Below are 25876 nucleotides of genomic sequence, written 5' to 3' on the forward strand. Positions count from 1 at the left end.
TGGTGGAAACGGAATTGGAAAGATCCTAACTATAACAGGCAATCAGCAGAATCACTTTTTCCAGGAATTTGGCTCTCTTCAAGGCAAAGTCGATTACATTATTCTCGATACGGGAGCGGGCCTTTCCTATGAAGGGATCCGGTTTTTGCAGGCAGCGGATGACGTTTTTCTTGTGATTAATCCAGAGCCACCGTCTATTACAGATGCCTATGGCGTTCTAAAAGCATTACATACAAGAAATGCTCAGTTACCTGTTAAGTTAATTGTGAATCGATCTACTAATACTGAGGAAGCAGAGCGTACAGCGCGCAATTTCCAAAAAGCCTCTGCAAAATTTTTGAATAAGTCGATTGATGTACTCGGATGGATTCCGGATGATCCTATCGTTCGTAAAGCGGTGATTGCTCAGTCGCCTTATCTACTAGAGTATCCAAATTCCAGAGCAGCGAAGGCCATAGATGATTTAGTTCATGCTTATCTAGATTTTCCTTCAAATTATAAGCTTGGTGTAAAAGGATTTCTAACAAAGATGCTGTTTCATAAATAAGTGGGAAGAATTTTTCAGGTGGTGAACTTCATGAAACCCAAAATGGATAAACAGACAATCGAATATTGGAGAGCATGGAAAGAGGAGAAGAATGAAGAGGCTGGTAACAAATTGATTGCCCTTTATCGTCCGCTCGTTGATTTCGCTGTACAGCGCTATGCGGCAGCTCTTCCGTCATCCGTTCAGCGTGATGATCTTAATAGTTTCGCGTATCAAGGGCTTCTTGATGCACTTGAAAAATTCGAGCCAGAACGTGATTTGAAATTTGAAACTTATGCCAGCTGGCGCATTAAAGGGGCCATCATTGATGGGCTTAGGCAGAATGATTGGGTGCCACGCTCCGTTCGTGACAAAGCACGTAAAATTGAAGAAGCCTACGCTGCTTTAGAACAGCAAAATCAAACGTCAAGCAGCGACCATGATGTAGCAGAGTATCTTGGTATGACAATTGAAGAAGTACAGCTGGTGATTCAAGATGCTTCTCTGTCTACAATGGTTTCCGTAGACGAGCCCGTGCACGATGACGATCAGCAGCAAATTGAGCGTTATAGTGTAATTGAAAATGAACAAGCTGATTTACCAGAAAAGCATTTGCACCAACATTTTATTAAAGAGTTACTAGCTGAAACGATTGAACGTCTACCTGAGAAAGAAAAACTTGTTGTCTCTCTTGTTTATTTTGAAGAGTTAACACTTACAGAGATTGCAAGAATCTTAGGTTTATCGACAAGCCGAATTTCGCAACTACACTCGAGAGCGCTCCTTCGGATGAAGGGTGTCCTCCGAGCTAATAAAGAACACGTTCAATCAATGTAATCGGAGTGATTTCCATGTATCCATTTATCTTTATAAGTATTGCCCTTCATCTCGTGAGCTTTCTATGTATTGTTCTCTTGTTTCTAAAGCAAACGAAGAGTTCAGATGTAAGTGAAGAGATCGCCACGGGGATGGAAGTGTATATTGAACAGCTAGAGGAAGAAAATGATCGACTGATGACTGAAGTGAAATCTTACGTTGATAAACGTGAAAACCAGCTTGATACGCGGCTTCGTGTGTTAGAACATGGGAAGACCGTATCGCCTGAGGTGGAGGAGCAAATGAAGCCGGTCATTATCCAGCACCCTTCTGCTAACAACGAACGCAATCAAAAAGCTCTTCAGCTTCATTCACAGGGTTTTTCGGTGACGGATATTGCAAGAATCCTTAATTGTGGTGTCGGCGAAGTTGAGCTGATTGTGAATATTCACGGAAGGTCTGAACAGCGATGAAAATTCAGCAGCATGGCCAAACGTCACTGGACTCTTTAAAAATGGATCTCCCAAAAGGTAACAAGCAGGTAGCGTTTCAATCAGTGATTCAGGAAGCATCAAAGGAACTGAAGGGAGCGGAACTAAAGCGACTGCTACAGCAAATTGATCGTCAGGGGGAGCTGCTTGGAAAGGAACGAACGTTTCAGAACTTATCGGCATACAAGCGAATGGTGAAACAGTTTCTTGAGGAAGCAGTAAGTCAGGGGCTAACGCTATCTGAGAAAAACAGCATGGACCATTATGGAAGAAATCGAACGTATAAGCTTGTAGAAACAGTAGAGAACAAGCTCGTTGAACTGCAAGAAGAGATGAGAGAAAAAGAGAAGAATGGAATGACCTTATTATCGCTTGTTGGTGAAATAAAGGGACTACTTGTTGATCTTTCTCTCTAGTTCAAACGACCCACCTAAAAAAGGAAGTATTGACTCATGGTCATTTGCATGAGTTTTTTCTATAATTAAAACAAGAACATACGTTCGAAATGATGGTTGTGATTTCTTGCTTCCAGGATACTTTCATTCCTACAGACAGAGAAAGGAGAGGTGAGGATGAAGAATGGATGTCGTTTAACAAATCAAATGTATGATGATTTAAAAGGAAATCTCCTATTTAAGTCATTCATTCAAGAAGAGAAGCATTGGACAAGCTTTATGGAGGCATATGCATCAGAGGATCGTGAGGCGGTAAATAAGCTCAATTCACTTTTTCAAAAGTACTATACAGAAATTCGTTTTATTGCTTACGTCACGAAGCTGATTCGCTACACGGCCATCAACTTTGACCGAAAGCGAAGACTTGGGCACCTTCGCTTTCCTCTTATGCTCGATCAGCCTGTAGGTATGTCTGGTGATGCCTGGATTGATTTCATTGAAAGTACGGAAACGTGTGGTGAAACGATTTCATTTGCCGAAAGTTTTCAGCAGAAATCACTTTATTTAGGATATACCCGATTAACGCCAAAACAGAAGGAAGTTCTTGAACTTTTTTACCGATATGAAGCTTCTGATACGGAGATTGCAAAAATGGCGGGGATTTCTCAACAGGCAGCGAGCAGAAGGCGTAAACGTGCGCTTGAGAAGCTAAGAGAAGCAGGAAAGGAGGGGGATAAATGAGCATAACTACGGTGATTAATGCCATTATTGGAGATCTTGGATTTCCGATCGTCGTTTCACTATATTTACTCGTGCGGCTAGAAAAGAAAATTGATGATTTAACAAGTGCGGTGGCGGATCAGGAAACTGACAAGAAGGGATGACTATGGAGAAAAGACTATATACGCTTTTACAACAGGCAAAGCAGGAAGAGAAAGAAGAACTCGGCGCTATTATTCATCAATTTGAGAAGAAAATTGAAGCAGAGCTCAGGCAAACTTCCCCTCAAAACAGAGATGATTTGCGTCAGGAATTAGTATTAAAAGTTCTTGAAGCGGTGGAAAAATACAATATGGAGGATGTGCCAAACTTTGAACAATTTATTGAAGATCAAAAAGGGAAGGGGTAAGAAACTTTTTCCCTTTTTCTTCCGTATAAAGAGGTAGAGGTGAAGCGGATGCTTAAGGTTGAAATCGAACAAGCAGGTTATGAAAAGAAAGATAGCGCCATTCGTCTGATCGAATTTGAAGTGAAAGGCGGCGAACTTCTTGGCTTATTAGGTTCAAATGGAGCTGGGAAAAGCACAACAATCAAGACGATATTAGGGCTACTGAAAGAGTGGAAAGGAAGCGTGACGTTTGAGAAAGGATCGCGCTATGCGTATGTGCCAGAGCAACCCGTCTTCTATGATAGCTTAACGCTGTGGGAGCATTTGGAGCTTGCTGCAGCGGCGGTTCTTGGAGACGAGGAATGGGAAGAGCGAGCTCAAGAACTGATTCGCTATTTTCAACTGGAGCACGTAATCCATAACCTACCGTCAAGCTTTTCAAAAGGAATGCGACAGAAGGTGATGCTCATAACGGCTTTTATGCTCAAGCCGGATGTTTATATCATTGATGAGCCTTTTCTTGGACTAGATCCGCGCGCTACGAAGGATTTTCTCGCGCTTATTGAAAAGGAGCGGTCTCGTGGAGCAGGTATTTTAATGTGTACGCATGTGCTTGATACGGCAGAGCGAATTTGTGATCAATTCGTTCTGCTCGCAAACGGAACGCTTCTTGCTCAAGGTACGCTTGAAGACATGCGAGAGCAGTCAGGCGCTCGGGAAAGTTCACTTCTTGATTGTGTTGATGCCTTTATGGAGCAACGAATATGACGTCGTTCCAGCTATGGTGGCAACGCGAACGTGACGATCAGCGTTATAAAATCCGAGATCTTCGCTCAGCACTCGATTGGACGGTATGGCTGTATATTCTTATCCCAGGTCTCGTGATTGGAGTGGCGTACTACCGCTCCTGGTGGATTCTTCCGCCTGAATGGCTCGCGGAAGTACCGGAACAGTTGGCGGTTCTGCCGTTATTTATAGTTGCAACTTTCTGGACATTACGACTGTATACAGAAGAAGCTGATCAAGTCTATTTGTTGCAAAATGTGAGTCTTATGGACGGATTAAAGAAATGGGGAATATGCTATTCTCTTCTAAAAGGACTGGTCGCGACGATCATTGGAATGACCCTTGTTTTACCCTTGCTTATTACAGGATGGGGGTTGGGCATAGAGCAATGTGCCGTCACAGGCCTATTTGTCCTTTTAGTCAGTTGGAATATAAAAACTAGCCGGTATTTTATAGAGTTATTTGTTCCTTCTATTTGGGTGAAATGGCTCCCGATTGGTTTAGTGAACCTGATCTCGATCATCGTATTGCTTCTCATGAGTGGGATAGGATGGCGGTATGAATGGGCAGTTGCTCTTGGAGGAGGAAGTTTGCTTCTCCTTTTACTTGTTCAGTTACGAGCACGAATGAATATGCAAGGGACTTTTTTCCATGATGTGGTGATGGAGCGCGGGCATAAGCAGAGCGTGACGAAATTTTTGATGGGGCGAGTAGGTGTTGCGCCAATGCCCCTTTTCACTCGAAAGCAGCCTATGCTTTTTAGAGGATCTGGGCGAATCAGTAAGAAAAAGTCTCCAGAAGTTAGAATGAGAGACGTTTATTTGAAATGGCTTCTTCGATCAATGGGGAAGGTTCAGTACTATATACAAGTCATTGGCTGGGGTACAGCGGCGATATTACTGTTACCTCTTATTGTCAAAGTGGTCGTGCTTCTATTTGCGCTCTATGCGCTGATTGGCCTTTCAAGGGCAGACTGGAGTGAATTCTCATCTAGCAGCTACGCCAATCTATTTCAATGGCATCAATCGATCCAAGAGGAAGCGGGGAAACAAGCATTAAAACTAGTGTCGATGCCATGTTTTCTTCTACTGTGTATCGTGACGGGGATTGCCTTCCCAGGTTGGCTAGGAGTCGTACTCTTTCCGCCAGGCGGATGGTTTGTATTTAAGGAGAGTCTCCAGATCGTTCATAGAAACATGCAATCATAAAAAGTTTTTTATCATAAATCGAAAGGTGTATGAACAATTCGAGATTTCGTTGCTTCGATCAAGCGCTTTCCGCTATGATGGGAGAGTAGATTCAGATGAAGGAGCGGATAATGTGATAAAGGTATTTTTAATTATTGGTGCGATTAATGCGGCACTTGCAGTTGGACTAGGCGCATTTGGGGCACATGGATTAGAAGGAAGACTATCAGAAAAAATGCTAGAGACGTTTAAAACCGGTGTACAATACCACATGTATCACGCTCTTGGTTTAGTTGGTGTAGCCATTGCTGCTGACAAGCTTCAATCAGCAGGGCTCATGCAATGGGCTGGATGGCTCATGTTTGCTGGGATCGTCCTCTTTTCCGGAAGCTTGTACGTGCTTAGCTTGAGCGGAATTAAGATCCTTGGTGCAATTACTCCACTAGGCGGCGTCGCGTTTATTACAGCCTGGATTTTGGTTGTTGTGGCTGCGTTTAAGGCGTAGAGGTGCGGGGGTCGGCGGTTGATGGTGCCTGTCACCGCCCGCTATTTGTCGAACCGTGGCAGGCCGGTGCGGTTTATTGGCCAAAACAAAAAGCTGCCGGAAATCCGGCAGCTTTTTCTATACCCGCTATCGCGGAGAATATTGCGTCGTTTGTTGAAGAGGGTAGTTGTATTCAAGCTCTTCATCAAATGTAATATAGTCCAAATAAACCATGAGTAGAATATACCGCTTGCCTGTTTGAGGATCGGATAGAATAATGTGATCTCTTCCGGCTGCTTCTACAATTCCTTTAAATACTTTGGCGTTCCATTTCTCATTGTTCTCGAAAGTCATGTACACGGTGGCGATTTTTCCAAGGTTTAGGCGCAGGATGTTTTCAATGTATGATTGCTCGACGGGTAGCTGTCCTGGAAAGCCTCCGCCTCCCTGTGTTGATGCTCCCTGAACCTGCTGGCCTTGGGGATAGCCTGAAGGATACTGTGCCATCTGTCCGCCTTGCCCTTGCTGCGGCATTTGACCATAGCCGCCCCCCTGGTTTTGTGACGGTGAAGTGTTCCAGTATTGATTGTTCATCATAACCCTCCTTAAGCATTCTCTTAGAAGCTGTTGTACACGTCTGCACATTCACTTTCGGTAGGCTTGTAGAAACAGTGGGATTTGAAGCGTCCTGCATTCCACTGGTTATACCACTGGTCAGGGCAGGTGCCGCCTGGTTTAAAGAACCAGAGAGAGTTGCTGGCAGGATGGTATTTCATCCCTTTGATGGCTTTGCGAGCAAGACGCTTATCTTTTTCGCGTGCTCGTTGGTAAAAGTAGCCTTTCTGAGTCGCTTCAAAACCGCCGGGACTCTGATAAACCATGTTGTTCATCGTGTTGATGTTCTTAAAATCAAGGCATCTCACCTTTACACGGTTTACCCCTACATTGCCTACCATCAGCATTCCTAATTGCCCCTCACCTTCTGCTTCTGCACGCATCAAGCGAGCCAAAAGGTTTACATCATTTTCGTTCGTCTGAATCACCGCCATAGCCACACCTCATCTCAGTTGTACCCCATGTGCAAGAAGTAAGAAAGATGCCATGACTCTACGTAACTCATTGTATGTGCAATTTGAAGGAATATGACTTTGACGTGGACCACTCAGATACACAAAAAATCCCTTCAGACAATAAAGTGTCAGAAGGGATTTTTTCTATTAAACGTATAGGAATTGAGGCAGGCGCTCTTTCGGTAGGTGCGTTCCAACGTAGAAGCTACCAAATTCACCAAAACGAGCGCTTACTTCATCGAAGCGCATTTCGTAGACAAGCTTTTTAAACTGAAGCACGTCGTCTGCGAAAAGCGTAACGCCCCATTCCCAGTCATCAAAGCCAACAGAGCCTGTGATAATCTGCTTTACTTTGCCAGCATAGCTACGGCCGATCAGTCCGTGACTACGCATCATTTCACGACGCTCGTCCATTGAAAGCATGTACCAGTTGTCGTTTCCTTCGCGCTTTTTGTTCATTGGATAGAAGCACACGTAAGGAGCTTCTGCTAATTCTGGCTTCAAACGGGCCTGAATGCGCGGGTCATTATCAGGGTCGCTATCTTTTCCAGCCATATAGTTACTAAGCTCAACGACAGATACGTAAGAGTATTCTTTAACCGTATATTCAGCTAATGCCGTTTTATTAAAAGCATTTTCAATTTCATTTAACTCTTCCATAGTTGGGCGGAGAAGCATTAACATAAAGTCCGCTTTCTGACCAATGATGGAATAAAGCGTATGACTTCCTTGTTTATGGCCTGCTGTGACTTCCCATTTTTCAAGGAACGTTAGAAATTCATTCATCGCAAGATCACGTTCTTCGCTTGAAAGCTGTTTCCATGCCGTCCAGTTCATAGTACGGAAGTCATGAAGGCAATACCAGCCATCGAGAGTAACTGCTGCTTGATTCATATCTGATTCACTCCTTATCTTTTATCACACCAATAAGGCAGGTTACATTCATACAGCAACTGCCCCTAATGGTCCGATTGGTTCAACTAACCATCAGCGCAAATCATTCAATGCCCACTTTGATGGAAGTTTCCCTATATCCACTACCTACTATACCAATACTTGTACCTCTTTAAAAGCGATTGAGAGTGACGATTGAATGAAAAAGATATTCAGAAATCCGATGGTAAATCAGTATCAATGTTTAAATACGATTACGTTAGCTTATATTTAGAAGAGAATTAAGATTGAAAACTACTATAGTCCCTTTTGATTCGTCTGAAAAATAGAACTTTTTCATGCAAAGGCTTACACTTGCGGATTTATTTTCGTTTTTCGGGAAAAAGGGTTATCGTAGGAGTTGGATATTAAAAATAATGAGGTGAAACCAATGAGTGATCTTTTTACAAACATGAAAGACCAGGTTAAAGCAGGTTATCCGACAATCGTTTTCCCTGAAGGAACAGATGAGCGCGTATTAGCAGCAGCAAACCGCCTAGCAGAGGATGGCATCCTTAAGCCAATCGTTATTGGAGGAGAAAATGCAATCCAGGATAAAGCGTCAAGCCTAAGCCTTACATTGCACAGCGACCTTACAATTATGGATCCAGCAACGTATTCTGAAATGGATGCCCTTGTGGAATCATTTGTTGAGCGTCGTAAAGGTAAAGCAACAGCTGAACAAGCGCAGGATATTCTTCTTAACGTGAACTACTTCGGTACAATGCTCGTTCACACAGGCAAAGCAGATGGCCTTGTCAGTGGTGCGGCTCATTCTACTGGTGATACAGTTCGTCCAGCGCTTCAAATCATCAAAACAAAAGAAGGTGTGAAGAAAACATCTGGTGCTTTTGTAATGGTAAAAGGTGATGAGAAGTACGTTTTTGCTGACTGTGCAATTAACATTTCTCCTGACAGCAATGATCTTGCTGAAATCGGTGTAAGCAGTGCTGAAACTGCAAAAATGTTTGGAATGGACCCTAAAGTAGCGATGCTAAGCTTCTCTACTAAAGGTTCTGCAAAATCTCCTGAAACAGAGAAAGTTGAAGAAGCAACACGTTTAGCGAAAGAAATGGCGCCAGATCTAGTGATCGACGGCGAATTCCAATTCGATGCTGCTTTTGTTCCAGAAGTAGCACAAAAGAAAGCACCTGAATCACCACTTAAAGGACAAGCAAATGTATTTGTATTCCCAAGTCTTGAAGCAGGTAACATTGGCTACAAAATGGTTCAACGTCTAGGTGGATATGAGGCCGTTGGTCCAGTCCTTCAAGGATTAAACAAACCAGTAAACGACCTATCTCGCGGATGTAGCGAGGAAGACGTGTACAAGCTAGCATTGATTACAGCAATGCAGAGCCTATAATAAATGAAAGCCCCTGAAGGCACGCCTTCAGGGGCTTTATTTATTAGCCAAGTGCTTTTTCATTTCGAGTAAACACTCGCTGGTAGTTGAAATCGTAAAGAGACAGCTCTGGAATGGAAAGATGTGCCGTTGTTAATGATTCGGTATACTGCTTAAGCGTTTTAAGAGTGTTCATCATAATGTCGGAAACGCTTAGCTCTTCCCCAATGAGTTCACTTAACGAAGCCATCGTTTCGGGAGAGATTTCAGGGTAGGTGAATTTCGTTGGTTCTCCATTTACGCCCCGCTTGTAAAATTCTTGAATGACAGATGCTCGCTCCGAACCACTTCCATCGACACAGAGGTAAACTTGAACAGCGACTCCGCCGCGAAGTCTGCGTTGCGAAATGCCGGCAAATTTTTTCCCGTTAATGCTTAGGTCGTATCGACCTGGACAGTAAGATCCTACAATTTCCCTATCTTCAATTGTTACGTTATATGGCGACAAAATTTCCTGAATGAAATCGACCATTGCTTCGTACCCCGTATCAATGTCAATATGCTGCTGCTTTTCAGCTAAAACAAGTGAGAGATTTAACACTCCTGCATCAAGGATGACAGCAAGACCTCCAGAGTTTCTCACAATTACGCGATAACCTAAACTTTCTAAATAGTGAACGGCTTCCTCAAAGTTGGGAAGGCGTGTATCTTGTATACCGAGAACTATCGTATTGTGATGCACCCATGAGCGCAAAATCGGTGGGGATTCACCACTTCCAGCAGAATTACAAAGGGTATCATCCATTGCAAAAGATTGCAGCGCATCAAAGGATGGGCCTAGTGTTGATTGATCTATAATTCGCCATTTTGGCTGAAAAAGTATGGAATCGTTTGTTGGCATTTTCTTATCCCTTCTTCACTAACTAATCGTATTTATTATAGCAGAAGAAATGAGACATTAGACATCATCCGACAGTATTTCCCGGGTGATGACAAAACACTCGTCCTTTTTTCCTAATTTACTTCTTATTTTCCCTTTAAAACTTTGATTTTATAAAGAAATATATCTATTACGAAAAAAAGGAAATTGCGAGAATTGTCTAAAATGATATAATCATAATTACGGTAGTTTCAAGTTAGCGAGCGAGCGGGTATATACAGTAAAGAAATGGGAATGTATGTAAGAGCTTTCATATATGACTAAGATCATACGAAGAATCTACATATAGGAGAAACAACCAGCGTTGAATCGTTCTTCATGAACAGGAAACGGTGGTATTTACGTCGATTTGACGAAAGGGGACATGTTTATGAAGCTAACACTTAAAATTATTGCAGGTCTAGTTCTAGGTATTATTGTTGGTGTTATCTTTAACTTATTTGCACCAGATGCATTTGGACCTGTCGATCAATATCTATTTGGTCCTGTTGGACAAATCTTTCTTAACTTAATTAAGATGCTTGTTGTACCAATTGTATTCTTCTCAATCGTGGTAGGAACGGCTGGAATAAGCGATCCGAAGAAGCTTGGACGTATGGGTGGGAAAACCGTTGCGTTTTTCCTTGTTACAACAACCATTGCTATTTCAATTGCGATGGCGCTTGCTTACTTAATTAAACCGGGTGTTGAAGGTTCATTCTCAGGAAATGCTGATTTTAAAGCAGAAGAAGCACCTCCTGTGTTGGATACTATTATTAATATTATCCCAACGAATCCGATATCGGCCATGGTTGAAGGAAACATGCTCCAAATTATCGCATTTGCTATCTTCGTAGGTTTTGCCCTTGCGATTCTTGGCGAGCGTACGAAAGCCTTAAGTAATCTTTTTGAACAGGGTAACGACGTTATGATGTATCTTGTTAAGATTATTATGGAAACAGCGCCATATGGTGCATTTGCACTTATTGCTTCCGCTGTTGGTGGACAAGGTAAAGAAGCGTTACAGTCAATGGGAATGTATTTCCTAGTAGTACTTGGCGCACTCCTCATCCATTTTCTCTTCACATATGGTAGTGCGATTTATTTCCTTTGTAAAGAGAATCCAATTAAATTCTATAAAGCTTTTGCACCCGCAATGGCTGTTGCCTTCAGTACATCTTCAAGTAGCGGTACGCTTCCTGTATCTATGAAAACCGCTCAAGAAAATCTGAAGATTCCTAAGCAGGTGAGTAGTTTTGTACAACCGCTTGGGGCAACCATTAACATGGACGGAACGGCAATTATGCAGGGTGTAGCTACGATCTTTATCGCTCAAATTACCGGGGTTGATCTTACCTTTACACAACTCATCATTGTTGTCGTCACAGCAACGCTCGCTAGCATAGGTACAGCTGGTGTGCCAGGTGTAGGCCTTATCATGCTCGCAATGGTTCTAAAGCAAGTTGGATTGCCAGTAGAGCCAATTGGATTGATTCTAGCAGTTGACCGTCTACTTGATATGACACGTACTGCTGTTAATATTACAGGTGACGCGGCATGTGCGATGTATATTGCGAAATCTGAAGAGAAGCGTGAAGGAAAAGAAGCAGAGACTGTTCTATAACATCATAAAGTATGAGATTCGAACCTTTTAAATGAAAAAAGGAAACAATTTCTCGTATATATAGCTATTGTTAGTCGTTCCATTCTTTCCATATGCCCGTTCAACAGGAGCCTTCCCTCATGATGTGTTTGATCACAAAGTGAGGGAAGGTTTTCATTTTGGAATGGGTGTTATATAATGAATGAATGATTTTGACGGAAGGAGCCTATCGCGGAATGCTCGAACGATTAAGCGAAGAAAAAGTATTTAAAGACCCTGTCCATCGCTATATTCATGTCCGATACCGTTTAATCTGGGAGCTAATTGGTACTAAGGAATTTCAGCGTTTGCGAAGGGTTCGCCAGCTCGGAACAACGTACCTAACTTTTCATGGAGCAGAACATAGTCGCTTTAGTCACTCGCTCGGTGTATACGAGATTGTAAGACGTATTAACGAGATTTTCTCTCAATATGATAGCTGGAACGAAGAGAACAGGCTATTAAGTATGTGTGCTGCGCTGTTACATGATGTAGGTCATGGACCTTTTTCACATTCATTTGAAAAAGTGTTTAACCTGGACCATGAAGACTTTACTCGGATGGTTATCCTTGGGGACACTGAAATCAATCAAGTGCTTCGAAAAGTAAGCGATGATTTCCCGTTGGAAGTGGCTGATGTAATTGCCAAAACACATAGCAACAAACTTGTGGTTAGCTTAATTTCAAGTCAAATTGACGCCGATCGAATGGATTATCTTCTTCGTGATGCCTATTTTACTGGAGTGAGCTATGGACAATTTGATATTGAACGAATTTTACGCGTCATGCGACCTGGTGATGATCAAATTGTGATTAAACAGAGCGGTATGCATGCAGTTGAAGACTATATTATGAGCCGCTATCAAATGTATTGGCAAATTTATTTCCACCCCGTGACACGAAGTGCAGAAGTGATTCTAAGTAAAATTCTCCATCGTGCAAAAAGACTGTTTGAAGAGGGGTATCATTTTCAACACGATCCGATTCACTTCTATTCACTATTTAAAGAAGATATTCGTCTAGAAGACTTTCTTAAGCTAGATGATTCTGTCGTTATGTTCTATTTCCAGATCTGGCAGGAGGAAGAGGATGATATTCTAAGAGACCTCTGTGAACGATTTATGAATCGAAGACTGTTTAAGTACATTGAGTTTAATCCAATGCAGCAAATGAATGCGTGGAGAGAGCTTTATGACTCTTTTCATGAAGCAGGTATTGATCCAGATTACTATCTTGAGGTTGATTCATCTTCTGATTTACCGTATGATTTCTATCGGCCTGGAGAAGAGGAAGAACGTTTGCCGATCCATTTGTTGAAACCAGGTGGGGATTTGCGTGAGCTTTCCCGTGAATCTGATGTGGTTGAAGCGATTTCTGGTAAGAAGCGAACAGACCACAAACTGTATTTCCCTGCAGATTTCATTCTTGAAGGAAATACAGATGCTACTCGTCGTATTAAGTCATTGCTTCAAATCGATTAGCTGTTCAAAAAGAAAAGTGATCCTGGCATGAAGACGACTTCCGCTACAGGCATCGCTAAATAGTGGTGTTTAAAACGTTGAGTTTAATTTGGGAGTGAGCTCCCGTTTCAACTGAACGTTTAAGCATCTTCTAATAGATAAGAAAGCTTTTTGGACAACCTGTAAAAAGTACATGGGAGGGGTGCAGGTTGCTAGAAGATCACGCGAAAGTGATAGCTGTGTTGAAGGAAGCCGGAGAGGTCATTGGACGTAAGAAATTACAGAAAATCATTTACATTTGTAAGAAGCTACAGTTTCCATTTTACGAGAAGTATCAATTCCATTTCTATGGACCGTATTCAGAAGAATTGACGCTACGAGTGGAAGAGCTTTGTAACCTTGGTCTTGTTACAGAGGTGAAGGAAAGCAAAGGTGGCTATTACCAATATAAATACACGGTAACAGATGAAGGTCATGAATTTCTCGGTCATTATGATTTCCAAATGCCGGAATTACATCAATGCATCGATGAAATTAATAGTCAAAGTTCACGTTTTCTTGAGCTTGTTTCAACCATTCTTTTCTTCGATCGCCTTTCAAAGGAAGAAGTGGTTGAGAAGGTTCATACCATCAAACGTAAACAGAATTATTCTGATGATGAAATTACTGAGGCCTATACATTTATAGAAAAGCTAGGATGCTAATGGTCATTTGTATCTAGTTTAATAGAATAAGATATTTCTACAAACAAAAGGTGCCCTTAGGGGCACCTTTTGTTGCGGAAATTAACTTTTTATCGAAAATTTCTTCTGACTCATTTCAGAGAGTTTTGTAAGGTCGACTTTTGAAAGAATGACACCAGCAACAATGATTGCAATCATTTGGAGAAAAGAGAATACCAGTGTGCTGATATAAGGAAATAGAAGTTCGGATATGTTAGGCAAGGTTCCTGCCATCATAAAGACTAGCGTAAAAGAAGAGACGGTATGGAAGGTTATCCCTGAAATCAATGCAATTGTATGTCTCGTTTTAAGAAGGGTAGGAAGCCAGAATGTCGAAAGTAGAAAGTAGCCGACTAGGATAATAAGTAGTGAAAAGAAACCTGCTAGTCCCGTATACTGATAGCCTCCGGCTGCTAAAATAATCGTATAAATAAGGGACGCAAGTAGGCCAATTGAGAAGCCGATTGCGGGGGAAGAATAAAGATATTTTTTCATAATCATACCACCTTTTACAAATACTTCGAGTTCACTACGTAAATACCCGTTTGATGATTAGTATAATCGTTTCTCTATATCAAAAGTTGGAAAAACAAGTCGAGAAAATAGAACTTATTTGTCGAATGACAAAAAGGGTTCAAAAGTCTTACATTATTGAAATGGAGTGAGGGAGATGAAAGAAGTGAAGGTAGGGTTAGTTGGATTTGGTTTTTCGGGAGCGACTTTTCATGCGCCAGTGATTGAATCTGTACAGGGGTTAACCATCACAAAAGTGGTTTCTTCTAATCCGAAGAAAGTAATTGAGCAGTTTCCAAAAATGGAAGTGGTCGCTTCAATAGACGAGCTTTTAAAGGATAGAGAAATAGAGTTAGTCATTATTGCGACACCGAATGAATTTCATTTCCCAATGGCGAAGCAGGCTCTTGAAGCAGGGAAACATGTTGTTCTTGAGAAACCATTCACGGTAAGTGTAGAAGAGGGAGAAGAGTTAATTCAAATAGCTAAAAACCATGACAGATTGCTAAGTGTGTATCATAACAGGAGATACGATAATGATTTTCTTACGATTCAGAAGCTCATAAAAGAAGAGGAGCTTGGAACGGTCGTTTCGTACGAGGCGCATTATGATCGGTACAGTGCGAAGGTGCATGATCGTTGGCGAGAGCAGGATAAGAAGGGATCTGGTATTCTCTTTGACCTGGGTTCTCATTTAATCGACCAGGCACTGACTCTATTTGGCGAGCCTGAGGCCGTATATGGAGATGTTTTGACTCAAAAAGAAGAAGGGAAAACGGACGATTACTTTCACCTAATTTTGCATTACGGAAAAAGAAGAGTGATTCTCCACGCTGGCTCTCTCGTAAAAAAACACGGACCTCGCTATCAAATTCATGGGATAAAGGGATCGTTTGTAAAATGGGGTATTGATCCTCAGGAAGAAGCGCTGAAAAAGGGGCAATTACCAGGTGATGAGCACTGGGGAGAGGACAAGAGCGATCAGTACGGCGTGCTAACGAAAGATGATCACGATAGAGTGATTCCAACCACACCTGGTTCTTATCAATCGTATTACATAGAACTGCACCGAGCAATTTGTGAACAAAGTACTGCGCCTGTAACAGCAAGAGAAGCCCTTACAGTGATCAAAGTGATCGAGCTTGCATTAAAGAGTAGTGAAGAGAAAAGGTTAGTGAAATGGGTATGAAAAAAGATCTGCCCTGAATGGGCAGATCTTTTTGGTTAAGCATGTGGGAGGAAAGCGAGCTGGTAGAAGAATAACACAGCGAAAAGATAAAGAAGCGGATGAACCTCACGCCATTTCCCTTTTACGATCTTTAAAATGGGGTACGTAATAAACCCAAGCGCGATTCCTGTTGCAATACTTGCCGTAAGTGGCATTGTGAGAATGATCAAGAAGGCAGGAAACGCCTCATCAAATTCACTCCAATCAATTTTACCAACGGCGCCAATCATTAAGCTTCCGACGATGATAAGAGTGGGAGCTGTGATGGCGGAAAGTCCAGATAGAGAACCGACAAGTGGTCCAAAGAAAGCTGAGACGATAAAGAGTACAGAAACGACGACTGATGTTAACCCAGTTCGCCCGCCGGCAGCAACACCAGCAGAGGATTCAAGGTAAGCACTAGTTGGGCTTGTTCCAAAGATCGCTCCGACAGTTGTTCCGATCGAGTCAGCAAGAAGTGCCTGACGTGCACGTGGCATTTTCTTTCCTTTCATCAAACCAGCCTGTTCTGCCACACCGACCATTGTGCCCGTCGTATCAAAGAGTGTGACGAGTAGGAATGAGAAGACAACGGCATATAATCCGTATTCAATCATATCCTTAATGGCCTGAAGTGGACTTCCGAAGATGAAAAGTTCGGGAGCAGAAGGTGCTTGTATGAAGCCTTCCTTAAATTCAAGCTGTCCTGTAAAAATAGCAATGATAGCCGTGATGATCATTCCGAAGAAGAGTGCACCTGGAACATTTCGGGCCATCAGAATAAGTGTAATCATAAGTCCAAAAAGCGCTAGAAGAACTTCAGGGGAATGAAGATTTCCTAGACCAACAAGGTTTTCTTCATCCGCGACGATAATCCCTGTCATGCGAAGTCCGATAAACGCGATGAAAAGTCCGATACCTGCTGTAATACCAAGCTTCAAATTCGTAGGAATGGCTTCGATAAGCTTTTCACGAAACGGTGTTAATGAAAGAATAATGAACAGTAGTCCAGCAATAAATACGGCACCAAAGGCAACCTGGTAGGATACGCTTGCTTGTCCACCTACTACGGAGAACGCAAAATAGGCGTTCAGCCCCATACCTGGAGCGATCGCGATTGGATAATTCGCGAAAAGTCCCATCCATAGTGTTCCAACAACTGCTGCAATAATCGTGGCAACGAAGACGGTATCGAATGGCACGCCTGTTGAAGATAGTATAATTGGGTTAACTATTACAATATATACCATTGTCAGGAAAGTCGTTAATCCTGCAAGGAATTCTGTTTTAACGTTTGTTCCATTTTCTTTTAACCGGAAAAAGGAGTTAAACATGATAATACCTCCATTAAATACGAACGTTTTTTAAACACAAATACTATAATATTCGTAATAAAGCTGTTTGACAAGGGGTAATCTAAAATAGTTGATGATAAAGGTGTGAATGGCTGTCGGATGAATACACTAGTGCAATTGTGATAAAATGATAGCGGACAATTGTGAATGAAGGAGGTACTAAGAATGGCAAATGAAGAAGAACAAAAACCAAAAAAGAAGCCTTCAACAGGTTTTAATATTTTAAGTGGGGACTCCACAGATGGACACGGCGGTTACGGAGTAGGAACAATTAACCTCGATAACGTTTCCCCTGTGATTATCGATCCGACAACGGATGAAATTTATGTTGATGTTGGCGCATTGCATGCACGTAGTGCCCTTGAGAAACGGAAGAAGCTCGTTAAGACACGTGAAGAAGTACCTGATGGCCATACTGCTTGGATCGTATGGGTTACCCTTCAACGAAGTGAAGAAGGACCTTTCTATTATGGCATTGGTGCCTGTGAATTCTTCTTAAATGCCGAAGCGAAGCGGGCATGGAAAAGCATGCCAGAGCATGTGAATAATATGGATAAATCCATGAAAGGTAAAGTGGTCGTGGACCATATGGATGACAAATCCAAGAAAATGCTTCGTGAGTATTTGATTGAGTTCGATAAAGACGTCTATGAGCGTTCAAGTGATGACGTGAAATTAGGACTTCAAGACTAACTTTCATATCGTTTTCTGACTAATTGATAAAATCACTTGAGGTTTCCTAAAACTGAGCGTAAACTTATGTATACGCAACACATATAGCTAGGACCCAAAGCAGCCCGGGGAATCTTCCCCGGGCTGTTCTGGTTGTCTCCGAAAATGAAGTGAGCGCTTCCATGTTATACTCTTATATGTAGAAAGGGTGAGCTAAATGTGGAATCAAATCCCTCGTGAGAAAAAGAAAGAGCTTATTGAGCGCATTCAATCATATTTCTATGATGAACGTGATGAAGAAATAGGTGAGCTCGCAGCAGAGAATTTTCTCCATTTTGTTATGGCAGAGATCGGGCCAACTCTATACAATGCCGGTATTTCAGATGCAATTGGCATGACAGAGCAGAAGTGGATGAGTATTGAGCAAGACCTTGAAGCATTAAAGAAAGCAGATCCAAAATAAAGGGCTAATCAAAAGACGGATGTACACATCCGTCTTTTTTAACGGACCCATTGGAAGAAACGCTCCAAAAGTCCTTTCTGTTCATTTTCTTTTCCATTAGGGACCGTTCCGGGATGATCTTCACAAAGGTGAGTTGGTTCGGTTCCTTCTATATAATAAGTTAAGCGTTTCACAGGACAGTTTTCAGTAGCGATTAAACCTGTTTGCGCATCAATTTCGACACCGACAACATTTTCAGGCTCCTCAAAATCGGTCGCTTTTTCTTCCGCCAGTGCATCCTCAATGAAATTCACCCAGATTTTCTTCGTATACGAACCATCGTTTCGATGATTTAGCTTCTCTCCTTTGTCATAACCAACCCAGACGGCCGCTGTTAACTGAGGCGTAAATCCAACCATCCAGCTATCAGTTGAAGTAGAACCTGTTTTAGCGGCAGCTGGACGTGTTAATAGATGATCAACGCCTGAGCCTGTTACACGCGTATAATCATTTAAGGATTCATCGAAAACACCCGTCATCATGCTTGTCGTGACAAAGGCAGCATCAGGATCCAATACAAGTTCAGATTCAGATTTGTGTTCGTAGATGACCTTTCCATCTCGATCCGTGACTTTTTCAATATAATAAGGTGAGACGCCATATCCACCGTTAGCAAACATACTATAGGCTTCCGTCATTTCCATCATACCTACGGGCTTAGTGCCGAGAGCTAATGAGGGAATAGCAGACAGCTTACTTCTAATGCCGAATGATTTGGCTGTATTCACGAGCGTTTTTTCTTCTAGAAACATGTGTGTTTTCACAGCGACTATATTATCTGAAAGAGCAAGTGCCTGGGCGAGTGTGATTTCATCATTCGCGTAAACATCCCCATAATTATGAGGTGAGTAGGTTTTGCGTTCATTATCATAGTAAAAAGTTGTAGGTTCACTGCGAATAAGCGTAGACGGCGTAAAGCCATTTTTGATTGCGGCATAATAAAGCAGCGGCTTAAACGTCGATCCTGGTGTCCTTTTGGCCATCGTTGCTCGGTTGAATTTACTTTCTGTATAATCGCGGCCACCAATCATTACTTTTACAGCTCCTGATGTAGGCTCCATGGCTACGAGAGCAGCTTGTATGTCGCTTTTTTTATCAATACTTGATTCTACCCATTTTTCGGCAGCATTTTGCATTGATGTATCAAGCGTCGTATAAACGTGTAATCCTCCTTGCTCAATAACACGTTCATCAAGTGAAAGTACGGATTTTAATTGCTTCTTAACCTCTTGTGCAAAATATGGAGCAATTTCAGGCTTAGTATCTTCTGTAAAGGTTTCGAGAGCCATCTGTTCCATATCTGCCTGGTTTGCTTCTGATTCGGTTAGAGCATGATTTGTTACCATCGCTTGAAGGACTGTGCCTTGTCGTTCCTCTGCTCTTTCTGCATCAGCATATGGAGAGTAATAACCTGGTCCTTTTGGAATGCCGGCGAGCATGGCAGATTCAGCAACCGAAAGATCCTCAGCTTTTTTTCCGAAGTACGTTCTTGCGGCTGATTCTATTCCGTATGATCCGTGACCATAATAAATGGTATTTAAATATCCTTCTAGAATATCTTCCTTTGAATAATGAACTTCAAGTCGATAAGCATAGAAAGCTTCTGCGATTTTTCGTGTCCACGTTTTATCATGTTCCAAAAATAGATTACGGGCGTATTGCTGCGTAATCGTACTTGCTCCTTGAACCTTGGCCATCGCTTTTATATCAGCGAGAATAGCCCCGCCAATGCGTTTGAAGTCAAAGCCCATATGATCATAGAAATGCCGATCTTCAATGGCAATCGTGGCATCTATGACATGAGGAGAAATGTGATCAAGGTCAACCCAGTAGCGATTCTGACCGTCTTTATTACTCTCGCTAATTACATTTTCTTTATGATCATAATAAATCGTTGTTTGCGGTACTTGAAGCTCAGGAGCTCCCATGAAAACAGTTAGCAAATAGAGCGATCCAACGGATAGCCCGATTATTACAATACATATCATCATTAGCCTACTTAGAAGCATTGTCCAACGCTTCCAATAATGGAATCGCTCAGTTCTGAGCCATTTCATGTGGTTCACCCCCACATCATCTTAAATCTAGTATGTGACAATCTAGAAACTCTTAAACACGTTACTCTTCGGTAATTGTCCTTTTTATCCAACGCGGATAGGCTAGATTGGGCGAATGCGTTTCTTCAGATGAACAAGGGAAAATATTTGTCCAGCTTTTGAATAGGATGAACTATAATGAATGTTACTGAGAGCAGGGAGAGAAGAGTATGGAGATGATGATTGCGATTATCCTTGGAATTGTAGAAGGGATAACGGAATTTCTGCCCGTTTCATCTACAGGTCATTTGATTTTAACGGGATATTGGCTTGGTTTTATTGGTGAACGGGCGAAAACATTTGAGATTGTGATTCAGCTTGGCTCTATTTTAGCTGTGGTCGTGATGTATCGGCATCGATTTGCGGATTTATTATCACCAAATAGCGAGAGAAAAGGATTAACCCTGATTCATCTTATGCTTGGAATGATTCCAGCTGTCGTAGCAGGATTTCTTCTTCATAGCTTTATTAAAAGTTATCTTTTCTCCCCTTACACGGTTGTGATCGGACTTGTGATTGGTGGCGTGTTAATGATCGTAGCTGACTTAAAGAAGGGGGCGCCAATTAGCTCGAGCCTGGATGAATTAACATGGAAGCAGGCTTTTTCTATTGGAGTATTTCAATGTCTTGCTCTCTGGCCTGGATTTTCAAGGTCAGGTGCAACGATTTCAGGCGGCGTCTTGCTCGGAACAACTCATAAAACAGCTGCTGAATTTTCATTTATTCTAGCTGTACCAATGATGGTGGCGGCGAGTGGATATGATTTATTGCAAAGTTATCAGTATTTATCTGTATCCGACATTCCTGTGTTCCTAACAGGCTTTTTAACAGCCTTTTTAGTGGCGCTTTTGGCTATTGTAACATTTATTAAATTCATTGAACGCGTCCGTCTCATCCCTTTTGCGATTTACAGATTTGTGCTTGCTTTTTTTGTTTGGATGATTTTATTTTAGTGTTAATAGAGTCGTTCACTTAAATAACTTTTTGAGCCGACAGTTGAAAGTATAAAATTCTCTTGCTTTTTACACAGAGTCGACTATACTTTTCTTGTACTTTAAGAATGCTTAGATACATTTTTTTGCTACATACTAATGGTGTTTGGACCTATGTGGTTCGGGAACGGACTTAGTGTAGCAATGACATAGAGGAGTGGTTTACATGGAATTATGGTACACAGAGAAACAAACGGAACGCTTCGGCATTACGGCGAAAATTAAGCAGACGCTGCATACGGAACAAACGGACTTTCAGCGTCTTGATATGATTGAAACAGAAGAATTCGGTAACATGCTCGTACTCGACGGTATGGTTATGACAACGGAGAAGGATGAGTTTGTTTACCATGAGATGGTCGCACACGTGCCCCTTTTCACACATCCAAACCCAAAACACGTTCTTGTTGTTGGTGGCGGTGATGGAGGCGTTATTCGTGAAGTATTGAAGCGTCCATCTGTTGAAAAAGCAACGCTTGTTGAAATCGATGGCAAAGTGATCGAGTATTCGAAAAAGTACTTGCCTACTATCGCAGGAGCGCTAGATGACGAGCGTGTTGAGGTTCTTGTTGATGATGGCTTTATGCATATCGCGAAAAGCGAAGGCGAGTATGACGTGATCATGGTTGATTCCACTGAGCCGGTAGGACCAGCTGCAAAGCTTTTTGAACGTGGCTTCTATGAAGGCATTTCAAAAGCACTAAAAGAAGATGGTATTTTCGTTGCGCAGACGGACAACCCTTGGTTTAAAGCGGACTTAATTACGCAAGTATCAAAAGATGTAAGAGAAATCTTCCCGATTACGCGCGTATACACAGCAAACATTCCAACTTACCCGAGTGGCCTGTGGACGTTTACGATTGGATCTAAAAAGAATGATCCGCTTGAAGTACCTGAAAGTCGCTTCCACGAGATTGATACTAAGTACTATACGAAAGAGCTTCACAATGCTTGCTTCGCACTTCCGAAATTCGTACAGGACCTTGTAAAATGAGCATGAAATTCGATGAAGCTTATTCAGGTAACGTGTTTATTCTAAGTAACCCATCCTTCGACGAAAGTAATGTGGTTATCTATGGTATGCCAATGGACTGGACAGTTAGCTTTCGTCCCGGATCTCGCTTTGGGCCAGGACGCATTCGTGAGGCTTCATTAGGACTTGAAGAATATAGTCCTTATGCAGATCGTCATCTTGAAGAAATTCGTTATTTCGATTCAGGAGATATTCCACTTCCATTCGGTAATCCTCAGCGAAGCATTGATATGATTGAAGAATATCTTGATTCGTTGCTTGAAGCGGGAAAATTCCCACTTGGTATGGGTGGGGAGCACCTTGTAACGTGGCCCATTCTAAAAGCTTTTCACAAAAAATACGATGATCTTGCGTTGATCCATATCGATGCACACGCGGATTTGCGTGAAGAGTATGAAGGAGAGCCTCTTTCTCACTCCACACCTGTTCGTAAAATTTGTGGATTGATTGGTGCTGAGAACGTATACTCATTCGGCATTCGTTCTGGTATGCGTGAAGAGTTTCAATTCGCCAAAGAATCCGGTATGCACATGCATAAATTTGAAGTAGCAGAACCACTTAAAAAAGTCCTACCAACGCTTAAAGGACGCAATGTGTATGTAACGATTGATATCGATGTTCTTGACCCTGCTCATGCGCCTGGGACAGGCACAGCTGAAGCAGGTGGGATCACATCCAAAGAGTTGCTTGAGGCGATCTCAGCCATTGCTGGTTCTGAAATAAACGTCGTTGGTGCGGATCTTGTTGAAGTTGCACCAGCTTATGACCCATCCGAACAAACGCCGATTGCGGCTAGTAAATTTATCCGTGAAATGCTTCTCGGCTGGACTCACAAAAAATAATCCAGAGAGGCTGTATTCATTTTGAATACAGTCTTTTTTTTGTTTGGATGCTCTGTATGTTCCGTGCGCGACTTTTAGCTTATTCGAGTGAAACCTTAGTTTCACACTGTATATATGAGCTAAAAATCAACACAGAAAATGAGCTGGGGTGGACAAGGCGCTGCCGCTTCTGATGATCTAGCTTCAGCGCCTACCCCCTCGAGGTCTTAAGTCATCTCTCATTGTGACAAAGAACGTCACATTGAGAGCAGCCTTAAGCTGGTCGGGGGTGGACAAGGCGCTGCCGCTTTTCTTATAATAAGAAAGTTAATGATTTAGTAAGGACGTGAAGTGATGAGTGATCATCCGATTGAAATAACCATTGATTCCCGTATCCAATCGGGAAAAGAAAAAGAATCTACAAACTATTCCGTGCAGGGAAACCTCGTTGAAAAGGGAGAGGCGCTTTATTTACGCTATGAAGAAAGCCTTGAGATTGGCAAGGTTTCAACTACTGTTAAAATAGATAAAGAGCAAGTGACCGTGATTCGAAGAGGGGCGCTATCGATGCGTCAGCAATTTGCGCCAGGACAAGTGTCAGAATCTCTATATAAAACACCGTTCGGATCGATGCCGATGCAAATCCGGACAGAACGGATTGAGCAATTGGTAGACAAGGAGAAACACAAAGGACGCCTAACGCTTCGCTATTTGCTTAATCTCGAGGAAGATGAAACGCAGCGACACGAACTGTCGCTAAGCTGGAAAGGAGCAAGTCAATGAACAGTGTGGAACAAAAGAAAGAACAGCTAAAAGAAGAAATCAAGCAGGCCGTATTAAAGGCTAGTCTTGCATCAGAGAGTGAAATGCCGGAAGTGATTTTGGAATCACCTAAAGACAAGGCTCACGGTGACTATGCGACGAACATGGCGATGCAGCTTGCTCGTATCGCGAAAAAAGCGCCGAGAGCTATTGCTGAGGATCTTAAAGCAAATCTTGATATGACAAAAGCAGGGATTAAGCAGATTGATATCGCTGGTCCTGGGTTTATTAACTTTTTTATGGATACTGCTTATTTAACAGAGCTCATTCCAACGATTCTTGATAAAGGAAACAACTATGGCCGATCTGCAGACAAGAATGAAAAAATCCAAGTAGAGTTCGTTTCAGCGAACCCAACTGGAAGCCTGCACCTTGGTCATGCACGAGGAGCGGCTGTAGGTGATACGCTTTGTAATGTGCTTGATCGTGCCGGTTATGATGTTTCGCGTGAATATTACATCAATGACGCTGGGAACCAGATTCATAATTTAACGGTTTCTCTTGAAGCTCGCTACATGCAAGCACTTGGAAAAGAAAAGGACATGCCTGAAGATAGCTATCAAGGTCAGGATATCGTTCAGTTCGGGAAAGATCTTGTCGAGAAGGAAGGCGACCGTCTACTTCAACTCGATGAGAAAGAGCGCTATGCTTACTTCCGCGAGTACGGTCTTGAGCGCGAGCTTGAGAAGCTAAAGAAGGATTTGAAAGAATTTGGTGTTGAATTCGATGTCTGGTTCTCTGAGACTTCTCTTTATCAATCAAGCAAAATCGATGATGTTCTTGCGAAGCTAAATGAACGCGGTGAAACATTTGAGCAGGACGGTGCTACGTGGTTCCGCTCGACTACTTACGGCGATGACAAAGATCGCGTCTTGATTAAAGGCGATGGTTCTTATACGTATCTAACTCCGGATATTGCTTACCACCAAGATAAACTTTCTCGTGGATTCGATAAGCTGATCAACATTTGGGGAGCTGACCACCACGGCTATATTCCGAGAATGAAAGCGGCAATCGAAGCACTTGGTTATAAGCGTGAGCAGCTAGAAGTGGAAATTATTCAAATGGTGAACCTCTTTAAAGATGGTGAAAAAATGAAGATGAGTAAGCGAACAGGTAAAGCTGTTACGCTTCGTGAATTGATGGATGAAGTCGGTATCGATGCAATGCGCTATTTCTTCTCAATGCGCAGCTCAGATTCTCACCTTGATTTTGATATGGACCTTGCCGTATCACGCTCAAATGAAAACCCTGTGTATTACGTGCAATATGCGCACGCTCGCGTATGCAGTATTCTTCGTCAGGGAGAAGAGATGGGGCTAACAGAAGACGCGGATCTATCTCTCATTACATCTGAGAAAGAAATGGACCTACTTAAGAAGCTCGGTGAATTGCCTGAAGCGATTGCGGAAGCAGCGGATAAGCGTATGACGCATCGCATTACAAACTATTCATTTGAACTTGCTCAAGCACTACACAGCTTCTACAATGCTGAACGAGTTCTTGATCCAGAAGATCTTGCGAAAAGTGCGGCTCGTTTCAAACTTATGAAAGCCGTTCGTCAAACGATTCAAAACACCCTTGAAATCATTGGCGTAACTGCACCAGAGAAAATGTAATAGAAAAATCCTATCGCATGAGCGATAGGATTTTTTTATTTATGCGAATGATACGTTGATTAATTTTAAACTGGTTTAGTAGGTTAAAAACTCTTACACGTTCACATTTTTTATAATGAATCGGTTATTCGGTCATACTTTAAAAAAGGGGTGATGTGATGAAGACAGTTTTGATTGCAACGTTAACAGGATTTTTGGTCGGGTTAATTTTTGCGTTTTTGAAGCTACCCATCCCAGCTCCACCTGCATTCGCAGGCATTGCTGGGATTGTTGGGATATACCTTGGATTTAAGGCGTATGAATGGTTATCAGGGTTCTGGTCACTGTAGATTGAGCTTTTTGATAGCTGCATCGATAGCG

The 25876-nt window shown here is 42.2% G+C and carries 30 protein-coding genes; 23 read left to right on the forward strand and 7 right to left on the reverse strand.

From position 1 onward, the window contains the following. Window positions 1-145: 145 nt before the first annotated feature. The 10 genes from ACIFPW_RS14170 to ACIFPW_RS14215 all read left to right on the forward strand — a co-directional run bounded on the left by ACIFPW_RS14170 (window position 146) and on the right by ACIFPW_RS14215 (window position 5814). Window positions 146-547: a MinD/ParA family ATP-binding protein gene (locus ACIFPW_RS14170; RefSeq protein WP_430245201.1), complete on the forward strand. Its 402-nt coding sequence runs from the start codon at window positions 146-148 to the stop codon at window positions 545-547. 30 nt (window positions 548-577) lie between these two features. After that, window positions 578-1363 carry a FliA/WhiG family RNA polymerase sigma factor gene (locus tag ACIFPW_RS14175; protein WP_430245203.1) on the forward strand — a complete coding sequence of 262 codons (786 nt, stop codon included), beginning with the start codon at window positions 578-580 and terminating at the stop codon, window positions 1361-1363. 14 nt (window positions 1364-1377) lie between these two features. Then, the gene (locus ACIFPW_RS14180; protein WP_430245205.1) at window positions 1378-1815 is read left to right on the forward strand and encodes a DUF6115 domain-containing protein; all 438 of its coding nucleotides are present in this window, start codon (window positions 1378-1380) and stop codon (window positions 1813-1815) included. Then, window positions 1812-2249, forward strand: coding sequence for a YaaR family protein (locus ACIFPW_RS14185; RefSeq protein WP_194218327.1), 438 nt, complete (start codon window positions 1812-1814; stop codon window positions 2247-2249). The genes ACIFPW_RS14180 and ACIFPW_RS14185 overlap by 4 nt, the downstream gene beginning before the upstream one ends. A gap of 156 nt (window positions 2250-2405) precedes the next feature. Continuing rightward, window positions 2406-2969: a sigma-70 family RNA polymerase sigma factor gene (locus ACIFPW_RS14190; RefSeq protein WP_430245207.1), complete on the forward strand. Its 564-nt coding sequence runs from the start codon at window positions 2406-2408 to the stop codon at window positions 2967-2969. Next, window positions 2966-3112 (forward strand): YvrJ family protein, encoded by a 147-nt coding sequence (locus ACIFPW_RS14195; RefSeq protein ID WP_194218329.1) that lies wholly within the window; start codon window positions 2966-2968, stop codon window positions 3110-3112. Before ACIFPW_RS14190 ends, ACIFPW_RS14195 begins: the two co-directional genes overlap by 4 nt. Before the next feature lie 2 nt (window positions 3113-3114). Then, window positions 3115-3357 (forward strand): helix-turn-helix domain-containing protein, encoded by a 243-nt coding sequence (locus ACIFPW_RS14200; RefSeq protein ID WP_430245210.1) that lies wholly within the window; start codon window positions 3115-3117, stop codon window positions 3355-3357. A gap of 48 nt (window positions 3358-3405) precedes the next feature. Continuing rightward, on the forward strand, window positions 3406-4104 hold the full coding sequence (locus tag ACIFPW_RS14205; protein ID WP_430245212.1) for an ABC transporter ATP-binding protein: 699 nt from the start codon (window positions 3406-3408) through the stop codon (window positions 4102-4104). Continuing rightward, the gene (locus ACIFPW_RS14210; RefSeq protein ID WP_430245214.1) at window positions 4101-5330 is read left to right on the forward strand and encodes an ABC transporter permease; all 1230 of its coding nucleotides are present in this window, start codon (window positions 4101-4103) and stop codon (window positions 5328-5330) included. The genes ACIFPW_RS14205 and ACIFPW_RS14210 overlap by 4 nt, the downstream gene beginning before the upstream one ends. A gap of 115 nt (window positions 5331-5445) precedes the next feature. Next, window positions 5446-5814, forward strand: a complete 369-nt coding sequence (locus tag ACIFPW_RS14215; RefSeq protein ID WP_194219551.1) for a DUF423 domain-containing protein — start codon at window positions 5446-5448, stop codon at window positions 5812-5814. 126 nt (window positions 5815-5940) lie between these two features. Here ACIFPW_RS14215 and gerQ read toward each other — a convergent pair whose 3' ends face one another. The 3 genes from gerQ to hemQ form a co-directional block, all read right to left on the reverse strand. Further along, complete coding sequence (gene gerQ / locus ACIFPW_RS14220) at window positions 5941-6390, reverse strand: spore coat protein GerQ (protein WP_283153318.1); 450 nt, start codon at window positions 6388-6390, stop codon at window positions 5941-5943. A 20-nt stretch (window positions 6391-6410) separates the two neighbouring features. Continuing rightward, entirely contained in the window at window positions 6411-6842 is a 432-nt protein-coding gene (locus tag ACIFPW_RS14225) for a cell wall hydrolase (protein ID WP_283153319.1), read from the reverse strand. A gap of 168 nt (window positions 6843-7010) precedes the next feature. Continuing rightward, the gene (gene hemQ / locus ACIFPW_RS14230; RefSeq protein ID WP_430245216.1) at window positions 7011-7757 is read right to left on the reverse strand and encodes a hydrogen peroxide-dependent heme synthase; all 747 of its coding nucleotides are present in this window, start codon (window positions 7755-7757) and stop codon (window positions 7011-7013) included. 430 nt (window positions 7758-8187) lie between these two features. On the opposite strand from hemQ, the gene pta reads away from it, so the two are divergent. Further along, window positions 8188-9162 (forward strand): phosphate acetyltransferase, encoded by a 975-nt coding sequence (pta, locus tag ACIFPW_RS14235; RefSeq protein ID WP_194218335.1) that lies wholly within the window; start codon window positions 8188-8190, stop codon window positions 9160-9162. A 43-nt stretch (window positions 9163-9205) separates the two neighbouring features. Here the strand turns inward: pta and ACIFPW_RS14240 are convergent, their stop codons facing one another. After that, window positions 9206-10042: a lipoate--protein ligase family protein gene (locus ACIFPW_RS14240; RefSeq protein ID WP_430245218.1), complete on the reverse strand. Its 837-nt coding sequence runs from the start codon at window positions 10040-10042 to the stop codon at window positions 9206-9208. Window positions 10043-10451: 409 nt separating this feature from the next. Here ACIFPW_RS14240 and ACIFPW_RS14245 point away from each other — a divergent pair, with 409 nt between their 5' ends. The 3 genes from ACIFPW_RS14245 to ACIFPW_RS14255 all read left to right on the forward strand — a co-directional run bounded on the left by ACIFPW_RS14245 (window position 10452) and on the right by ACIFPW_RS14255 (window position 13866). After that, window positions 10452-11684: a dicarboxylate/amino acid:cation symporter gene (locus ACIFPW_RS14245; RefSeq protein ID WP_430245220.1), complete on the forward strand. Its 1233-nt coding sequence runs from the start codon at window positions 10452-10454 to the stop codon at window positions 11682-11684. A 215-nt stretch (window positions 11685-11899) separates the two neighbouring features. After that, window positions 11900-13183 carry an HD domain-containing protein gene (locus ACIFPW_RS14250; RefSeq protein ID WP_194219552.1) on the forward strand — a complete coding sequence of 428 codons (1284 nt, stop codon included), beginning with the start codon at window positions 11900-11902 and terminating at the stop codon, window positions 13181-13183. 188 nt (window positions 13184-13371) lie between these two features. Further along, window positions 13372-13866: a YwgA family protein gene (locus ACIFPW_RS14255; RefSeq protein WP_430245222.1), complete on the forward strand. Its 495-nt coding sequence runs from the start codon at window positions 13372-13374 to the stop codon at window positions 13864-13866. 81 nt (window positions 13867-13947) lie between these two features. Here the strand turns inward: ACIFPW_RS14255 and ACIFPW_RS14260 are convergent, their stop codons facing one another. Beyond that, complete coding sequence (locus ACIFPW_RS14260; protein ID WP_430245224.1) at window positions 13948-14379, reverse strand: hypothetical protein; 432 nt, start codon at window positions 14377-14379, stop codon at window positions 13948-13950. A gap of 175 nt (window positions 14380-14554) precedes the next feature. Between ACIFPW_RS14260 and ACIFPW_RS14265 the strand changes: the two genes are divergently transcribed. Next, window positions 14555-15586, forward strand: a complete 1032-nt coding sequence (locus ACIFPW_RS14265; protein WP_430245226.1) for an oxidoreductase — start codon at window positions 14555-14557, stop codon at window positions 15584-15586. Window positions 15587-15621: 35 nt separating this feature from the next. Here the strand turns inward: ACIFPW_RS14265 and ACIFPW_RS14270 are convergent, their stop codons facing one another. Continuing rightward, window positions 15622-16938, reverse strand: coding sequence for an NCS2 family permease (locus tag ACIFPW_RS14270; RefSeq protein ID WP_430245229.1), 1317 nt, complete (start codon window positions 16936-16938; stop codon window positions 15622-15624). 186 nt (window positions 16939-17124) lie between these two features. On the opposite strand from ACIFPW_RS14270, the gene ACIFPW_RS14275 reads away from it, so the two are divergent. After that, window positions 17125-17652 (forward strand): YwhD family protein, encoded by a 528-nt coding sequence (locus ACIFPW_RS14275; RefSeq protein WP_303532471.1) that lies wholly within the window; start codon window positions 17125-17127, stop codon window positions 17650-17652. A gap of 196 nt (window positions 17653-17848) precedes the next feature. After that, window positions 17849-18094: a DUF2164 domain-containing protein gene (locus ACIFPW_RS14280; protein WP_194218343.1), complete on the forward strand. Its 246-nt coding sequence runs from the start codon at window positions 17849-17851 to the stop codon at window positions 18092-18094. A 38-nt stretch (window positions 18095-18132) separates the two neighbouring features. Here the strand turns inward: ACIFPW_RS14280 and ACIFPW_RS14285 are convergent, their stop codons facing one another. Further along, window positions 18133-20190, reverse strand: a complete 2058-nt coding sequence (locus tag ACIFPW_RS14285) for a transglycosylase domain-containing protein (RefSeq protein ID WP_430245231.1) — start codon at window positions 20188-20190, stop codon at window positions 18133-18135. A 209-nt stretch (window positions 20191-20399) separates the two neighbouring features. Between ACIFPW_RS14285 and bacA the strand changes: the two genes are divergently transcribed. The 6 genes from bacA (at window position 20400) to ACIFPW_RS14315 (ending at window position 25845) form a co-directional block, all read left to right on the forward strand. Beyond that, window positions 20400-21182: an undecaprenyl-diphosphate phosphatase gene (gene bacA / locus ACIFPW_RS14290; RefSeq protein WP_430245234.1), complete on the forward strand. Its 783-nt coding sequence runs from the start codon at window positions 20400-20402 to the stop codon at window positions 21180-21182. A 205-nt stretch (window positions 21183-21387) separates the two neighbouring features. Continuing rightward, window positions 21388-22215, forward strand: a complete 828-nt coding sequence (speE, locus tag ACIFPW_RS14295) for a polyamine aminopropyltransferase (RefSeq protein ID WP_430245236.1) — start codon at window positions 21388-21390, stop codon at window positions 22213-22215. Between the two features lie 2 nt (window positions 22216-22217). After that, on the forward strand, window positions 22218-23096 hold the full coding sequence (gene speB, locus ACIFPW_RS14300) for an agmatinase (RefSeq protein ID WP_430245335.1): 879 nt from the start codon (window positions 22218-22220) through the stop codon (window positions 23094-23096). 333 nt (window positions 23097-23429) lie between these two features. After that, the gene (locus tag ACIFPW_RS14305; RefSeq protein ID WP_194218347.1) at window positions 23430-23858 is read left to right on the forward strand and encodes a DUF1934 domain-containing protein; all 429 of its coding nucleotides are present in this window, start codon (window positions 23430-23432) and stop codon (window positions 23856-23858) included. Then, on the forward strand, window positions 23855-25516 hold the full coding sequence (argS, locus tag ACIFPW_RS14310; RefSeq protein WP_430245238.1) for an arginine--tRNA ligase: 1662 nt from the start codon (window positions 23855-23857) through the stop codon (window positions 25514-25516). The genes ACIFPW_RS14305 and argS overlap by 4 nt, the downstream gene beginning before the upstream one ends. A gap of 158 nt (window positions 25517-25674) precedes the next feature. Beyond that, on the forward strand, window positions 25675-25845 hold the full coding sequence (locus ACIFPW_RS14315; RefSeq protein ID WP_194218349.1) for a XapX domain-containing protein: 171 nt from the start codon (window positions 25675-25677) through the stop codon (window positions 25843-25845). The last annotated feature ends 31 nt before the right edge of the window (window positions 25846-25876 follow it).

This window comes from Pseudalkalibacillus sp. NRS-1564 (assembly GCF_050467905.1).
Classification (GTDB): domain Bacteria; phylum Bacillota; class Bacilli; order Bacillales; family Guptibacillaceae; genus Guptibacillus; species Guptibacillus hwajinpoensis_B.

Bases quoted from the DNA above. Each gene is read 5' to 3' on its own strand.
- ACIFPW_RS14175 (WP_430245203.1), top strand. From the start codon at position 578: ATGAAACCCAAAATGGATAAACAGACAATCGAATATTGGAGAGCATGG.
- ACIFPW_RS14180 (WP_430245205.1), top strand. From the start codon at position 1,378: ATGTATCCATTTATCTTTATAAGTATTGCCCTTCATCTCGTGAGCTTT.
- ACIFPW_RS14185 (WP_194218327.1), top strand. From the start codon at position 1,812: ATGAAAATTCAGCAGCATGGCCAAACGTCACTGGACTCTTTAAAAATG.
- ACIFPW_RS14190 (WP_430245207.1), top strand. From the start codon at position 2,406: ATGAAGAATGGATGTCGTTTAACAAATCAAATGTATGATGATTTAAAA.
- ACIFPW_RS14195 (WP_194218329.1), top strand. From the start codon at position 2,966: ATGAGCATAACTACGGTGATTAATGCCATTATTGGAGATCTTGGATTT.
- ACIFPW_RS14200 (WP_430245210.1), top strand. From the start codon at position 3,115: ATGGAGAAAAGACTATATACGCTTTTACAACAGGCAAAGCAGGAAGAG.
- ACIFPW_RS14205 (WP_430245212.1), top strand. From the start codon at position 3,406: ATGCTTAAGGTTGAAATCGAACAAGCAGGTTATGAAAAGAAAGATAGC.
- ACIFPW_RS14210 (WP_430245214.1), top strand. From the start codon at position 4,101: ATGACGTCGTTCCAGCTATGGTGGCAACGCGAACGTGACGATCAGCGT.
- gerQ (WP_283153318.1), bottom strand. From the start codon at position 6,390: ATGATGAACAATCAATACTGGAACACTTCACCGTCACAAAACCAGGGG.
- ACIFPW_RS14225 (WP_283153319.1), bottom strand. From the start codon at position 6,842: ATGGCGGTGATTCAGACGAACGAAAATGATGTAAACCTTTTGGCTCGC.
- hemQ (WP_430245216.1), bottom strand. From the start codon at position 7,757: ATGAATCAAGCAGCAGTTACTCTCGATGGCTGGTATTGCCTTCATGAC.
- pta (WP_194218335.1), top strand. From the start codon at position 8,188: ATGAGTGATCTTTTTACAAACATGAAAGACCAGGTTAAAGCAGGTTAT.
- ACIFPW_RS14240 (WP_430245218.1), bottom strand. From the start codon at position 10,042: ATGCCAACAAACGATTCCATACTTTTTCAGCCAAAATGGCGAATTATA.
- ACIFPW_RS14245 (WP_430245220.1), top strand. From the start codon at position 10,452: ATGAAGCTAACACTTAAAATTATTGCAGGTCTAGTTCTAGGTATTATT.
- ACIFPW_RS14250 (WP_194219552.1), top strand. From the start codon at position 11,900: ATGCTCGAACGATTAAGCGAAGAAAAAGTATTTAAAGACCCTGTCCAT.
- ACIFPW_RS14260 (WP_430245224.1), bottom strand. From the start codon at position 14,379: ATGAAAAAATATCTTTATTCTTCCCCCGCAATCGGCTTCTCAATTGGC.
- ACIFPW_RS14265 (WP_430245226.1), top strand. From the start codon at position 14,555: ATGAAAGAAGTGAAGGTAGGGTTAGTTGGATTTGGTTTTTCGGGAGCG.
- ACIFPW_RS14270 (WP_430245229.1), bottom strand. From the start codon at position 16,938: ATGTTTAACTCCTTTTTCCGGTTAAAAGAAAATGGAACAAACGTTAAA.
- ACIFPW_RS14275 (WP_303532471.1), top strand. From the start codon at position 17,125: ATGGCAAATGAAGAAGAACAAAAACCAAAAAAGAAGCCTTCAACAGGT.
- ACIFPW_RS14280 (WP_194218343.1), top strand. From the start codon at position 17,849: ATGTGGAATCAAATCCCTCGTGAGAAAAAGAAAGAGCTTATTGAGCGC.
- ACIFPW_RS14285 (WP_430245231.1), bottom strand. From the start codon at position 20,190: ATGAAATGGCTCAGAACTGAGCGATTCCATTATTGGAAGCGTTGGACA.
- bacA (WP_430245234.1), top strand. From the start codon at position 20,400: ATGGAGATGATGATTGCGATTATCCTTGGAATTGTAGAAGGGATAACG.
- speE (WP_430245236.1), top strand. From the start codon at position 21,388: ATGGAATTATGGTACACAGAGAAACAAACGGAACGCTTCGGCATTACG.
- speB (WP_430245335.1), top strand. From the start codon at position 22,218: ATGAAATTCGATGAAGCTTATTCAGGTAACGTGTTTATTCTAAGTAAC.
- ACIFPW_RS14305 (WP_194218347.1), top strand. From the start codon at position 23,430: ATGAGTGATCATCCGATTGAAATAACCATTGATTCCCGTATCCAATCG.
- argS (WP_430245238.1), top strand. From the start codon at position 23,855: ATGAACAGTGTGGAACAAAAGAAAGAACAGCTAAAAGAAGAAATCAAG.
- ACIFPW_RS14315 (WP_194218349.1), top strand. From the start codon at position 25,675: ATGAAGACAGTTTTGATTGCAACGTTAACAGGATTTTTGGTCGGGTTA.